Consider the following 12,504-nt stretch of genomic DNA (forward strand, 5'->3'; position numbering starts at 1 on the left):
CCTTACGCCTGAGGACGCCCGCGAACAGGCGCCGGGCAGCAGGTGAGCGCGCACGGGACGGGCTCCGGCTCGTCCATCAGCTCGCGCACCATCCCGACGAAACGCGGGTGGGTGCCCGCGGTCGCCGCCCGCTCCAGGGGCAGGCCGAGCTCGGCGGCCACCTGCCTGGCCTCGGTGTCGAGGTCGTAGACGACCTCCATGTGGTCGGAGACGAACCCGATCGGCACCAGCACGACCGAGCGGGCGTCGGTCTTCTGCAGGTAGTCGCAGACGTCCGGCTCCAGCCACGGCACCTGCGGCGGGCCGCTGCGCGACTGCCACACCAGGTCCCACGGCTCGCTCCGGCCGAGCGCCCGGCTGACGAGCTCGGCGCTCCTGCGCAGCTGCGCCTCGTAGAGCCCGCCGGACGGGCCCGCGGTCTCGGCCATCGAGACCGGGATGCTGTGCGCGGTGAACACGAGCCTGGCGTCGTCGCGGCCGAGCCGCTCCAGCGCCGCCCGCGTGTGGTCGGCCATGGCGGCGACGAACCCCGGATGATCGCCGAAGTGCCGCATCTTGACCAGCTCGGGGCCGCCCTCGACGGAGATCCTGGCGATGTCCTCGTAATACTGGCGGCAGCTGGAGTAGCCCGCGAACGCCGACGTGGCGAAGACGGCCGCCCTGCGGACGCCGTCGGCCTTCATCTGCCGCACCGTGTCCTCGCCGAACGGGTGCCAGTTGCGGTTGCCCCAGTAGATCGGCACGTCGACGACCGGGCGCAGGGCCTCGATCAGGTCGCGGTTCTGCTGGTTGATCGGGCTGACCCCGCCGAAACTCTGGTAGTGCTCGGCCACCGCGAGCAGCCGCTCGCGCGGCACGCCGCGCCCGCGCACGACGTTTTCCAGGAACGGCATCACGTCGTCGGGCCCTTCGGGGCCGCCGAACGACAGGACCAGCAGAGCGTCGTAGTCACCCACGTGACAACCTTATTCGCGCGGGGCAGTGCCCCCGCAGCCTTCCCCCGCCCCCGAAGGAAGGGCGGCGGAGTGGCGGTTGCGGCACGGTGCGACGGTCACCGACGCAAGGTAGGTTCGATCGAGTGAGCGCATTCAACGACATACGTGACTATGTGGCCATCCCCCGGGTTCTCTCGCTGCGGCTCTCCCCCGACGGCTCACGGTTGATCTCGGCGGTCCAGTCCCTCAACCCCGACGGCAAGTCGTACGGCACCGCGCTCTGGGCGATCCCGCTCGACGGCGACCCCTACCGCCTGACCCGCTCCGCCAAGGGCGAGTCGGCCGCCGTCTTCACCGACGCGGGCGACGTGCTGTTCACCTCGGCCCGCCCCGACCCCACGGTCAAGGACTCCACCGACGAGGTCCCCTCGCTCTGGCTGCTGCCGCGCGCCGGCGGCGAGTCCCGCCAGGTGGCCGCCAGGCCCGGGGGGATCGGGGCCGTGCGCACCGCGGGTGACGTGGTCGTGTTCGCCTCGGACGTGCTGGATGGGGAGGAGGCGGCCGAGGAGGAGAAGCGCAAGGCCCGCAAGGAGGCCGGGATCAGCGCGATCCTGCACGAGGGCTCTCCCGTCCGCTACTGGGACCACGACCTCGGCCCCGGCCGCACCCGGCTCTTCGCCGCCCGGCTCGGCGCCGACCGGCTGGAGGACGTGCGCGACCTGACGCCCGACGCCGGCGAGGCGCTGCGTGAGGTCGCGTTCGAGCTGACGCCCGACGGCGCCACCGTGATCACGACGTGGCGGACGGACCTGGCGAAGGGTGAGTTCCGTACCGACCTGGTGGCCGTCGACGTCGCCACCGGGGAGCGGCGCACGCTGCTCACCCAGGACGGCCACGACTTCACGGGCCCCATCGCGATCTCCCCCGACGGCGCCCGCGTGGCCTGCTCCCGCGAGCGGTTCACCGCCGTGGACGTCTCGGCCCGCAGCGAGCTGTGGATCGCCGACCTGGCCACCGGCGAGGGCCGCGCGTACGCGCCCGACCTGTTCCCCGCCGACGTCGAATGGGCGCCGGACTCCTCGGCCGTCTACATCGCCGCCGACCACCGGGGCCGCCGCCCGATCTTCCGCGTCCCGCTGGACGGGGAAGTGGCAAGACTGACCGGTGACGACGCCGCGTACCTCGGGCTCAACGCCTCCGCCGACGGCCGCTTCGTGTACGCCCTGCGCAGCGCGATCAACCTCGCCCCCGCCCCGGCCAGGATCGACGTGGCCACCGGCGAGATCACCGACCTGCCCTCGCCCGCGCCGCGCCCCGAGGTCCGCGGCACGCTCACCGAGATCTCGGCCACCGCCGACGACGGCGCCACGGTTCGCGGCTGGCTCGTGCTGCCCGAGGGCGCCTCCGCCGAGGACCCGGCGCCGTTCCTGCTGTGGATCCACGGAGGCCCGGTCGCGTCCTGGAACGACTGGCAGTGGCGCTGGCAGTCCTGGATCATGGCCGAGCACGGTTACGCCGTGTTGATGCCGGACCCGTGCCTGTCCACGGGTTACGGTCAGGACATGATCGACCGCGGCTGGGGCGACTGGGGCCCGCGCACCCAGGCCGACCTCGACGCGATCGTGGACGTCGCCCTGGCCAGGGACGACATCGACAGCGAGCGCGTCGGCGCCATGGGTGGCTCGTTCGGGGGCTACATGGCCAACTGGCTCGCCGGCCACAGCGACCGCTACAAGGCCATCGTCACCCACGCCTCGCTGTGGAGCCTCGACCAGTTCGCCGGCACCACCGACGTCGCGATGTACTGGCAGCGGGAGTTCGGCCTGCCGGGCTCCGAGCGGTACGAGCGGCTCTCCCCGCACCTCTCCATCGACAAGATCACCACGCCGATGCTCGTCATCCACGGCGACAAGGACTACCGCGTGCCGATCGGCGAGGCCCTGCGCCTGTGGCGGGACCTGCAACGGAGTGAGATCGAGGCGAAGTTCCTGTACTTCCCCGACGAGAACCACTGGATACTCAAGCCGGGCAACATCGTCGCCTGGTACGAGACCGTCCTCGCCTTCCTGGCACAGCACGTGCTCGGCCAGGAGTGGAAGCGCCCGGACTCGGTGGCGTGATGAGCGACTTCCTGCGACTGGCCGAGGACATCGCCCGTGAGGCGGGGGACATGCTCCTCGCCAAGCGCCCGACGATGTCCGAGGAGATCGAGACCAAGTCCAGCCCCACCGACGTGGTCACCGCCCTCGACACGGCGTCGGAGTCGCTCATCCGCGAGCGCATCCTGGCCGCCAGGCCCGGCGACCGCATCCTCGGCGAGGAGGGCGGGGAGGAGCCCGGCGAGTCCGACGTGCGCTGGATCGTCGACCCCATCGACGGCACCGTCAACTTCCTGTACGGCCTGCCCGAATGGGCGGTGTCGATCGCCGTCGAGGTCGGCGGCCGGGTCGTGGCCGGGGTGGTCAACGTCCCGGCGCGGGGCGAGGTCTACACGGCCGCGCTCGGCGAGGGCGCCTGGCTCGGGGGCGAGCGGCTGCACTGCAACACCGGGGTGCCGCTCGCCCAGGCGCTGGTCGCGACCGGGTTCGGCTACGCGGTCGAGCGGCGGGCCGTCCAGGGGCAGGTGGTCGCGGCGGTGCTGCCGCGGGTGCGCGACATCCGGCGGGGCGGCTCGTGCGCGATCGACCTGTGCTCGCTGGCGGCCGGGCGCGTGGACGCGTACTACGAGCGGGGCATCAACCCGTGGGACTACGCCGCCGCCGGCCTGGTGGCGACGGAGTCGGGGGCCCGGCTGGGCGGGCTGCGCGGCCGTCCGGTGAGCCCGGAGTTCGCGCTCTGCGCCGGTCCCGGTCTGTTCGAGGAACTGCACGACCTGCTGGTGACGCTGAACCCCGAACGCGACGCCTGACCCTCTCACCGACATCCGCCGATCCTCTCCCGGGAGGTCGGACGCGTTGCCTGTCCGGGGAGGGCACGGGCGTTGTCCCTCTCGGGGGGTGTGCCCGAGAGGACCTCGGCCCGGCGTGCGCGGGAGGGCCTCTGCACGGCGTGCCCGAAAGGATCCGGCCCGGCGTGCTGGGAGGATGCCCGTCCTTCTTCCGAGAGGACCTCAGCCCCATCCCCCCGTTGGGGTCTCCGGGAGGGACCGGCAGCGGGCAAGGGCGCCCGGCGACGCGAAACGGCCGGAGCCGCGCAGGCTCCGGCCGTTTCGCGTGGGCTAGCGGGGCAACGCGATGCCGTGATCGTCCGCCAGTCGGCGCAGGTCCTCGATCTCGGCGGTGAGCGTGTCGGCGAGGTAGTCGTCGCCGACGCTACGGGCCTCCCGAAGGCCCTTGTAAGCCTGGTCGAGGCGGTGTTCGATCGTGGTCGTGAACTCGCCCATCTCACCTACTCTCTAGGGGTTCGCTCGTGCAAGGGCGATGTTTGCCCATTGCCGGACGATGTCCTGGCAATGGGTGTCCCGCAGGCATACCCCGCCACCTTGCCCCCCGAAACATGAATTTCCGGCGCTCCCCCTCACCAGGTGGTCACCGAGGCCTGAACATGCCTTACCGTGCGCTTATCGAGCCTGTGGGCAGAATGAGTGACCAGAATCGGAGAGAGGTGTTCCAGGCGTGCGAGTGCTGGTGGTGGAGGATGAGCGGGTGCTCGCCGACGCGATCGCGACCGGGCTGCGGCGCGAGGCCATGGCGGTGGACGTGGCCTACGACGGCGGCGGCGCGCTCGAGCGGACCTCCTACATCGACTACGACGTGATCGTGCTGGACCGCGACCTGCCGGTCGTGCACGGAGACGAGGTCTGCCGCCGGCTGGTCGAGCAGCGGACCGCCTCGCGGATCCTGATGCTGACCGCGTCGGGCGACGTGGACGACAAGGTGGAGGGGCTCGGCCTGGGCGCCGACGACTACCTCGCCAAGCCGTTCGTGTTCATCGAGCTCGTCGCCAGGGTCCGCGCGCTCGGCCGCCGCTCCGCGCCCGCCCTGCCGCCGGTCCTGGAGCGGGCCGGGATCCGGCTCGACCCGGGCAAGCGGCTGGTGGAGCGCGACGGCAGGGAGGTCGTGCTGACCAAGAAGGAGTTCGCGGTCCTGGAGGAGCTGATGCGGGCCGAGGGCGCCGTCGTCAGCCAGGAGGACCTGCTGGACAAGGCGTGGGACGAGAACATCGACCCGTTCACGAACGTGGTCAGGGTGACCATGATGACGCTGCGGAAGAAGCTGGGCGAGCCTCAGGTGATCGAGACTGTGCCCGGGGTTGGGTACAAACTGTGACTGAAGGGCCAAAGCGCCAGGCGGGGCCGACGCATCCCATGATCAGCCCCCATTCGGAGCGCAAAGTGACGCGTGTGCAGGAGGCGCCGCCGCCCAGCGGCCCGCCCGCCTGGGACGGCCCGCCCCCTCCGGAGCATCTGCCTGCGCAGCGCACCACGATGGCGCGGATGAAGGCGCTCCCGGAGAAGCTCAGCATCCGGTGGCGGCTCACGCTCACCTACAGCGGTCTGGTGTTCCTGGCGGCGGCGGCGCTGCTGTTCGCCATGTACGCCGTCGTCGGCAACACGATCGAGTTCGTCTGGCCCGACCTCAGGACCCGCGGCGTCGATCCCATCGACGCGGCGGTCATGCAGGCCCAGTGGGCCGAGGCCAAAGAGGCGACGGTGCTGAAGGCGCGCGACGTGCTGCTGCAGAACGCCTTCCTCGCGCTGGTCGGCGTGAGCATCCTCGCGCTCATCATCGGTTACTTCGTCGCCGACCGCGCCCTGCGGCCGGTGGCGAAGATGACCGGTACTGCCCGCAAGCTCTCCGAGAGCACCCTGGCCCACCAGCGCATCGCCCTGGAAGGCCCCAACGACGAGCTGAAGGAGCTGGCCGACACCTTCGACGCCATGCTCACCCGGCTCAACATCGCCTTCGACACCCAGCGCAGATTCGTGGCCAATGCCTCCCACGAATTGCGGACTCCCCTCACCATTAACCGGACCGTCCTGGAGATCGCCCTGTCGGATCCGGAGGCGTCCGAGGACCTCAAAGCGCTCGGCCGTACCCTCCTCGAAGTCAACGCGCGTAACGAGAAGCTCATCGAGGGACTGCTGCTGCTCGCCAGGAGCGAGCGCGAACTCGCCGTGCGCAAACCGGTCGACGTTCAGGAAGTCGCTCAGACGGCCGTGGAACAGGTCATGCCGTTCGCCGAGGAGCACGGCGTGACCATAACCACCGATCTGGTCAGCGCGCCTACCATAGGCGATCCCGTGCTCCTGGAGCGCTCCGTCAGCAACCTGCTGGAGAACGCCGTCAAGTACAACATTCCCGAAAACGGAAAAGTCTGGATCCGGACGGGAATGGTGGACGGTGCCTTGGTTGTTCAGGTGGCCAACACGGGGCAGCATGTCCCGGCGTACGAGGTCAACAGCCTGTTCGAGCCGTTCAGGAGGCTCCACGCCGACCGCGTGGATTCGGCCAAGGGATCGGGTCTCGGGTTGTCCATCGTCCGCGCGGTCGTGCAGGCGCACGGCGGAAATGTCGCCGCCGTACCGCGCGACGGCGGCGGGCTTGTGGTGACCATTCGGCTGCCGAGACGGTGACTCGTGTTGCTCCGGGGACGTTCGTCCGCGTGTTGATGCACGGGGGGCGTCTCGTTCTCGGCGCACATGTGGTTGGATGTGCCGTCGAACACGGTGGTGCATGACGCCAAGGCTGTGGGTTTCGCCATATTTGGCTAACCATTGCCGACGGCAGCAGGCCCTGACGTGTTGGGAGGTTCGTTGTCCGTTCCAGCGGGGTACCGATGGGAAATCTCCTGGGCGGAACGGGCACAAGACGACCCTCCCGGACGTTAGAAGACGCGCGACGAGCGCGAGGACATATAGATGAGGGGGATGGAGTAAGCACAATGGCTACCGACTACGACAGCCCGCGCAAGACAGACGACGACCTGGGGGAAGACAGCCTTCAGGAACTCCAGGCGCGGCGCACCGACAAGTCGTCCGGCAGCATCGACATCGACGAGACCGACCTGGCCGAGTCGCTCGAGCTGCCCGGTGCGGATCTGTCGAACGAAGAGCTCTCCCTGCGGGTGATCCCCCGTCAGGCCGACGAGTTCACCTGCTCGCGCTGCTTCCTGGTGCATCACCGCAGCCAGCTGGCCTCCGAGAAGAACGGCCAGCAGGTGTGCCGGGAGTGCGCCGCCTGATCGCCTTGGCTCAGGGTACGACATCGGGGAACCGAGACGGCGAGCCCTGAGCGGTCGCGACCAAGGAGACGGAGGCATCGCGTGGCCGTACCGGAGAAAGATCGTCAACAACCGGGCAACGAGATCGCCGACCCCGAGAAGGAGGTCGGCGAGCTCGTAGGCAGGCTCACCACGCCCGGTGAGCTCGAGCCGGCCGAGCGGCGCAAGCTGCTCGGCCGACTAGCCCAGGCCCTGTCCGCCGGAGCCAAGAAGGCGAAGGAGACCGGCGCGGGCCGGGGACGCTGGCTGGCCGACGTCTTCCTCAACATCGCGCCGCGCATTCCGATCCGGGATCTGCACACCCTCTCTGAGCATCATCACGGCCTCACCGGCGAAGAACTCGCCGACGACTTGGTGCGCACCGCCCAGAAGGCCACGATGACGGTCGGCGCCATCGGCGGAGCGCTCGCGGCGGCCGAGTTCGCCGCACCACCCCTCCTGCTCTCCGCCCCCGCGCAGCTCGTCGCCGAGACGATCGTCGTCGCCGCCATCGAGGTCAAGCTCCTGGCCGAGCTCCATGAGGTCTACGGCGTACGCGTGCACGGCACCGGCGCCCAGCGCGCGTTCGCGTTCACGAGCGCCTGGGCCAGACAACGTGGCATCGACCCCCTCGCTCCCACGTCCGTCACGCTCGCGCTCGGCGCCGCCACCAAGACGGCCCTGCGCAACCGCCTCATGAGGACGCTGGGGCGCCACCTCACCACCCTGGGCCCGTTCCTCACCGGGGCGGTCGCCGGCGGAGCGCTCAACAGGATGGCGACCAAGAAACTGGCCGAGGCCGTACGTAACGACCTGCGCGGCAAGCTGCCCCCCGCGCCGCGGCGCGACGAGCTATCGTCGTAGCCCGCCGAAGGCCATCTTGATCAGCGCGTCGGCCAGCTCGTCCGCGGACGCGCCACGCGCGGGGCGATACCACTCCGCGATCGAGTTCACCGTGCCGAACAGCAACCGCGTCACCAGCGCCGGATCCAGGTCGGGCCGGATGCTGCCCTCCGCCGCCGCCTCCTTGACGAGGTGGCTGACGAACGCGTCGAACTCCCTGCGCCGCTCCAGCGCCGCCTGCTCGGTCAGGCTGTTGCCGCGCACCCGGAGCAGCAGCGTCACGTACGGCAGCCGGTCGACGAGGAGTCGCACGCTCTGCCGTACGACCCACTCCAGCCGGTCGATCGCCGGGCCCGCCGCCGCCCGTTCGTCGGCGGCCAGCTCGAACAGCCCGTCCAGCGCCCGGTCGAGCGCCCGCGCCAGCAGCTGCTCCTTGCCCGGCACGTGGTAGTAGATCGCCGACTTGGTGACGCCCAGCGCCCTGGCCAGGTCCTCCATGCTCGTCCCGTCGTAGCCGCGCTCGTTGAAGACGTCCACGGCGATCGACAGCACGGACTCGGGGTCGTGCCCGCGCCGGCGCTGACGGGTGGGGGTCGGGGTGGCCATATGCCTCATTATCCTGATCTGAGCTCCCGGCTCCGGCCGCGGAACTCCGCGACCACCTCTCCGTCCAGCCTGCGTACGGTGATGTCGTAGATGCCGCTGCGGCCGTAGCGGGTCCGCTCGGCGGCCTCGGCCACCAGGACGTCGCCCTCGCGGGCGGGGGAGACGAACGTGATCTCCGCGCCCGCCGCCACCGTCACCGGGCCGCGGGTGTTGCACGCGCAGGCGAAGGCCGTGTCGGCGAGCAGGAAGACGTAGCCGCCGTGGCACAGGCCGTGCCCGTTGATCATCTGGCCGGTCACGCTCATGCGGCACACCGCCCTGCCCGCCGCCAGCTCCGTCAGCTCGATGCCCAGGGCCGCGGAGGCGGTGTCGGCGTCCATCATGCGACGCGCGCTCTCCAACGCAGGTCTCCCTTGTCAACTGACCGAATGTTCGGTAAACCCTTCATCGTCTGGCCGATGCCTGTCAAGTGGGTGAGCAACCATGTTCGAGCAGCACCGCGAGACCCTGGAGAAGGCACTCTCCGCCATCGCCGGCCGGGGATACTGGAGCGCCTATCCCGAGTCGCCGAGCCCGCGCGTGTACGGCGAGGGGGCGGCCGAGCGGGGCAAGGAGGCGTTCGAGTCCTACCTCGGCAAGCCGTTCCCCATCGAGCAGCCCGGCACCGGGTCGTGGATCGGCGCCGAGCGCTCCCCGTACGGGATCGACCTCGGCGTCACCTACCCCGAGCCGGTCGTCGAGGACCTGATCGGCGCCGCCAAGGCGGCGATGCCGGCCTGGCGGGACGCCGGGCCCGAAGCCCGCGCCCTGACCTGCGTCGAGATCGTCAACCGGATCAACCAGAGCAGCTTCGAGCTGGCCAACGCGGTGCAGCACACGACCGGGCAGGCATTCGTGATGGCCTTCCAGGCCGGCGGGCCGCACGCGCAGGACCGCGCGCTGGAGGCGGTCGCGTACGGCTACGCCGCCATGACGTCCTCGGCCGCCGCCGCCCGCTGGGAGAAGCCGGGCAAGGGCGAGCCGCTGGTCATGGACAAGCGCTTCACCGTCGTGCCCAGGGGCGTCGCCCTGGTGATCGGGTGCAACACGTTCCCGACGTGGAACGCCTACCCGGGGCTGTTCGCCTCGCTCGTCACCGGCAACCCCGTGATCGTCAAGCCGCATCCGCGGGCGATCCTGCCGCTCGCGATCACCGTCCGGATCGCCCGTGAGGTGCTGGCCGAGGCCGGATTCGACCCGGCGCTCGTGTCGCTGGCCGCCGAGGAGGGGCGGGGGCTGGCCAAGACCTTGGCCACCCATCCCGGCGTGCGCATCGTCGACTTCACCGGCTCCACGGAGTTCGGCGAGTGGCTGGAGCAGAACGCCCGTCAGGCCCTCGTCCACACCGAGAAGGCGGGGGTCAACGCCGTCGTCCTCGACTCCACCGACTCCTGGCGGGGCATGCTCAACAATCTGGCGTTCTCGTTGTCCCTCTACAGCGGCCAGATGTGCACCGCGCCGCAGAACATCCTCGTCCCCGCCGCCGGCATCGAGACCGACGAGGGGCACAAGAGCTTCGACGAGGTCGCCTCGGGGCTGGCGGCGGCGGTCGGCAAGCTGCTCGGCGACGACGCCCGCGCCGTCGAGCTGATCGGCGCCGTCGTCAACGCCGACGTGCTGGCGCGGGTGGAGGGCGCGCCGTCGCTGGGGGAGGTGGTGCTGGAGTCACGGGCCGTCACACACCCGTCGTTCCCTGACGCGGTGATCCGGACGCCTGTGATCGTCCGTGTGGACCCCGCCGCCTCGGACGTCTACGGCCGTGAGCACTTCGGGCCCATCTCGTTCCTCATCCCGACGTCCTCGACCGCGGAGAGCCTGGACGTGCTGCGCCGCACGACCACGGCGCGCGGCGCGCTGACCGCCGTGGCGTACTCGACGTCCCCGGACGTGCTCGACCAGGCCGAACGCGCGGCCCTGGAGGCGGGCGTGAACCTGTCGTGCAACCTGACCGGCGGCGTCTTCGTCAACCAGTCGGCCGCCTTCAGCGACTACCACGGCACCGGCGCCAACCCCGCCGCCACGGCCTCCCTGACCGACCCGGGGTTCGTGGCGGGGCGCTTCCACCTGGTGCAGTCCCGCCGCCCGGCCTGACCCCGGGCCGCCGCCACGCGGCCTGGCGTGGGGCGCCGGACGGGGCCGCGGGGACGATTCGTGCCGCCGAGGCCGCGCGACGGGGTGGCCGCCGGAGAGCCGGGCCGCGAGAGCGGGAAAGGGATTCTACGAGTGGTGACGGGAGGAGAGCCATGGCCACACCGTTCGCCTCGTCGGCGGATCTCGGCGAGAAGAGGCAGACCCCGGAGGGGCCGGCGTGAACGGCGGACCGCAGGTCATCGTGATCGGCGCGGGCCCGGTCGGGCAGAGCGCCGCGTTGCTGCTGGCCCGCTGGGGCGTTCAGGTGCTGGTGCTCGACCGGCGGCCTGGGCGGGACGCCGGCGGGTCGCGCTCCATCTGCCAGCAGCGCGACGTGCTCGACATCTGGTCCGCCGTGGGGGCGGGCAAGGTGGCCGAGGAGGGGCTGGCGTGGACGACGGCCCGCACCTACTACCGCGGCCGCGAGTTGTTCTCCTGGACGTTCGAGCGCGAGGGGCCGCTCCCGGCGTGCGTGAACATCTCGCAGGCCCGCACCGAGGAGATCCTCGACGAGGCCATCGCCGGCCAGCCGCTCATCGAGGTCCGCTGGAGCCACGAGGTCACCGGGATCACTCAGGACGCCTCCGGCGTGACCGTGCACTGCGGGCAGCGGCTGCTGCGGGCGCCGTACGCGGTGGTCTGCGCGGGGGCCAGGGCCCAGCAGGTGCGCCAGGCGCTCGGCGTGACGTTCGACGGGGAGACGTTCGACGACCAGTTCCTGATCTGCGACATCAAGGCCGACCTGCCCGGCTGGGAGAACGAGCGCCGCTTCTACTTCGACCCCGTCTGGAACCCCGGCCGCCAGGTGCTGATCCATCCCTGCCCGGGAGGCACGTTCAGGATCGACTGGCAGATCGCACCGGACTTCACACCAACAAAGGATGATATTTCGCGAAAAATCAGGCAGATCATCGGTGACCGGCCGTACGAGTTGCTCTGGTACAGCACGTACCGCTTCCACTCCCGCATCGCCTCCCGCATGCGCGTCGGCCGCGTCCTGCTGGCGGGCGACTCCGCCCACGTGGTGGCCCCGTTCGGCGCCCGCGGGCTCAACTCCGGCGTGCCCGACGCCGAGAACGCGGCCTGGAAGCTGGCCTTCGTGCTCAACGGCTGGGCGGGGGAGGAGCTGCTGGAGTCGTACCACGTCGAGCGGCACGCGGCCGCGCTGGAGAACCTCGAGGTCACCGCCGCCACCATGCGCTTCCTCGCGCCGCGGACGGTGGAGGAGCGCATGCACCGGCGGGCCGTGCTGGAGGGCGGGCTGGTGGCCGAGGTCGACTCCGGCCGCTTCGCCGAGCCGTTCTGGTACGTCGACTCGCCGCTGACCACACCCGAGCCCACGCGTCCCTTCGCCGGCAGGCCGCCCAAGGGCGCGCTGTGCCCGCCCGCGCCCGGCGTGATCCTGCCCGACATGAGCCTTCCGGGCGGGCGCTTGCGCGAGTTCTGTCGCGACGGTTTTCTGCTTCTGTTGGGCGATATGTGCGATTCGAGTTTGTTTGTGCAGGTCCTGGGCAAGGTCACTACGGCGCCGCTCGCCGTACGCGGGCTCGCGGAGATGGATGGGACTGGCTCGCTCGCTGAGAGGCTCGGCGCCGGGCCGGATGAGGCATGGCTCATCAGGCCCGACTCCCACATCGCCGCGATCGTCCCCCATGCGGGGCCGGAGTCGGTGGCGGCCGCCGTGAGCCGCGCCCTCGGTGGCTCACCTGACACTTGACCCCCATAAGAGGAGGACTGCTTGACATCCACT

General features: G+C 70.7%; 12 protein-coding genes. 8 read left to right on the top strand and 4 right to left on the bottom strand.

Annotation, left to right across the window (positions count from 1 at the left end; all coding sequences use genetic code 11):
• Positions 1-2 precede the first annotated feature (2 nt).
• Positions 3-956 carry a ferrochelatase gene (locus ID574_RS02905; protein WP_188187186.1) on the bottom strand — a complete coding sequence of 318 codons (954 nt, stop codon included), beginning with the start codon at positions 954-956 and terminating at the stop codon, positions 3-5.
• Between the two features lie 122 nt (positions 957-1,078).
• Here ID574_RS02905 and ID574_RS02910 point away from each other — a divergent pair, with 122 nt between their 5' ends.
• Both ID574_RS02910 and ID574_RS02915 read left to right on the top strand, forming a co-directional pair.
• Positions 1,079-3,055 (top strand): S9 family peptidase, encoded by a 1,977-nt coding sequence (locus ID574_RS02910; RefSeq protein WP_223166307.1) that lies wholly within the window; start codon positions 1,079-1,081, stop codon positions 3,053-3,055.
• Positions 3,055-3,843 carry an inositol monophosphatase family protein gene (locus tag ID574_RS02915; RefSeq protein WP_188187187.1) on the top strand — a complete coding sequence of 263 codons (789 nt, stop codon included), beginning with the start codon at positions 3,055-3,057 and terminating at the stop codon, positions 3,841-3,843. The genes ID574_RS02910 and ID574_RS02915 overlap by 1 nt, the downstream gene beginning before the upstream one ends.
• 309 nt (positions 3,844-4,152) lie before the next feature.
• On the opposite strand, the gene ID574_RS02920 is transcribed toward ID574_RS02915, so the two are convergent.
• Entirely contained in the window at positions 4,153-4,317 is a 165-nt protein-coding gene (locus ID574_RS02920; protein ID WP_188187188.1) for a hypothetical protein, read from the bottom strand.
• 232 nt (positions 4,318-4,549) lie between these two features.
• Between ID574_RS02920 and ID574_RS02925 the strand changes: the two genes are divergently transcribed.
• The 4 genes from ID574_RS02925 to ID574_RS02940 all read left to right on the top strand — a co-directional run bounded on the left by ID574_RS02925 (position 4,550) and on the right by ID574_RS02940 (position 8,000).
• Entirely contained in the window at positions 4,550-5,203 is a 654-nt protein-coding gene (locus ID574_RS02925; RefSeq protein WP_043614151.1) for a response regulator transcription factor, read from the top strand.
• Between the two features lie 38 nt (positions 5,204-5,241).
• Positions 5,242-6,510, top strand: a complete 1,269-nt coding sequence (locus tag ID574_RS02930) for a sensor histidine kinase (protein ID WP_188188244.1) — start codon at positions 5,242-5,244, stop codon at positions 6,508-6,510.
• A gap of 308 nt (positions 6,511-6,818) precedes the next feature.
• Positions 6,819-7,118, top strand: coding sequence for a DUF4193 domain-containing protein (locus ID574_RS02935; RefSeq protein ID WP_020542847.1), 300 nt, complete (start codon positions 6,819-6,821; stop codon positions 7,116-7,118).
• An 81-nt stretch (positions 7,119-7,199) separates the two neighbouring features.
• Positions 7,200-8,000, top strand: coding sequence for a hypothetical protein (locus ID574_RS02940; RefSeq protein WP_223166308.1), 801 nt, complete (start codon positions 7,200-7,202; stop codon positions 7,998-8,000).
• On the opposite strand, the gene ID574_RS02945 is transcribed toward ID574_RS02940, so the two are convergent.
• Together ID574_RS02945 and paaI are read right to left on the bottom strand one after the other, a co-directional pair.
• A complete protein-coding gene (locus ID574_RS02945; protein WP_188187189.1) occupies positions 7,989-8,585 on the bottom strand; it encodes a TetR/AcrR family transcriptional regulator in 597 nt (198 codons plus the stop codon). The genes ID574_RS02940 and ID574_RS02945 overlap by 12 nt on opposite strands.
• An 8-nt stretch (positions 8,586-8,593) precedes the next feature.
• Positions 8,594-8,968, bottom strand: a complete 375-nt coding sequence (paaI, locus tag ID574_RS02950; RefSeq protein WP_188188246.1) for a hydroxyphenylacetyl-CoA thioesterase PaaI — start codon at positions 8,966-8,968, stop codon at positions 8,594-8,596.
• Positions 8,969-9,068: 100 nt separating this feature from the next.
• Between paaI and paaN the strand changes: the two genes are divergently transcribed.
• Together paaN and ID574_RS02960 are read left to right on the top strand one after the other, a co-directional pair.
• On the top strand, positions 9,069-10,715 hold the full coding sequence (gene paaN, locus ID574_RS02955) for a phenylacetic acid degradation protein PaaN (RefSeq protein ID WP_188187190.1): 1,647 nt from the start codon (positions 9,069-9,071) through the stop codon (positions 10,713-10,715).
• Positions 10,716-10,932: 217 nt separating this feature from the next.
• On the top strand, positions 10,933-12,471 hold the full coding sequence (locus ID574_RS02960; RefSeq protein WP_188187191.1) for an FAD-dependent monooxygenase: 1,539 nt from the start codon (positions 10,933-10,935) through the stop codon (positions 12,469-12,471).
• Positions 12,472-12,504: the final 33 nt, after the last annotated feature.

It is taken from the genome of Nonomuraea sp. SYSU D8015 (assembly GCF_008065375.1).
In the GTDB taxonomy this organism is placed as follows: Bacteria; Actinomycetota; Actinomycetes; order Streptosporangiales; family Streptosporangiaceae; genus Nonomuraea.

Coding starts and splice junctions, on each gene's coding strand:
- paaN (WP_188187190.1), top strand. CDS start 9,069: ATGTTCGAGCAGCACCGCGAGACCCTGGAGAAGGCACTCTCCGCCATC.
- ID574_RS02915 (WP_188187187.1), top strand. CDS start 3,055: ATGAGCGACTTCCTGCGACTGGCCGAGGACATCGCCCGTGAGGCGGGG.
- paaI (WP_188188246.1), bottom strand. CDS start 8,968: ATGATGGACGCCGACACCGCCTCCGCGGCCCTGGGCATCGAGCTGACG.
- ID574_RS02945 (WP_188187189.1), bottom strand. CDS start 8,585: ATGGCCACCCCGACCCCCACCCGTCAGCGCCGGCGCGGGCACGACCCC.
- ID574_RS02920 (WP_188187188.1), bottom strand. CDS start 4,317: ATGGGCGAGTTCACGACCACGATCGAACACCGCCTCGACCAGGCTTAC.
- ID574_RS02935 (WP_020542847.1), top strand. CDS start 6,819: ATGGCTACCGACTACGACAGCCCGCGCAAGACAGACGACGACCTGGGG.
- ID574_RS02930 (WP_188188244.1), top strand. CDS start 5,242: ATGATCAGCCCCCATTCGGAGCGCAAAGTGACGCGTGTGCAGGAGGCG.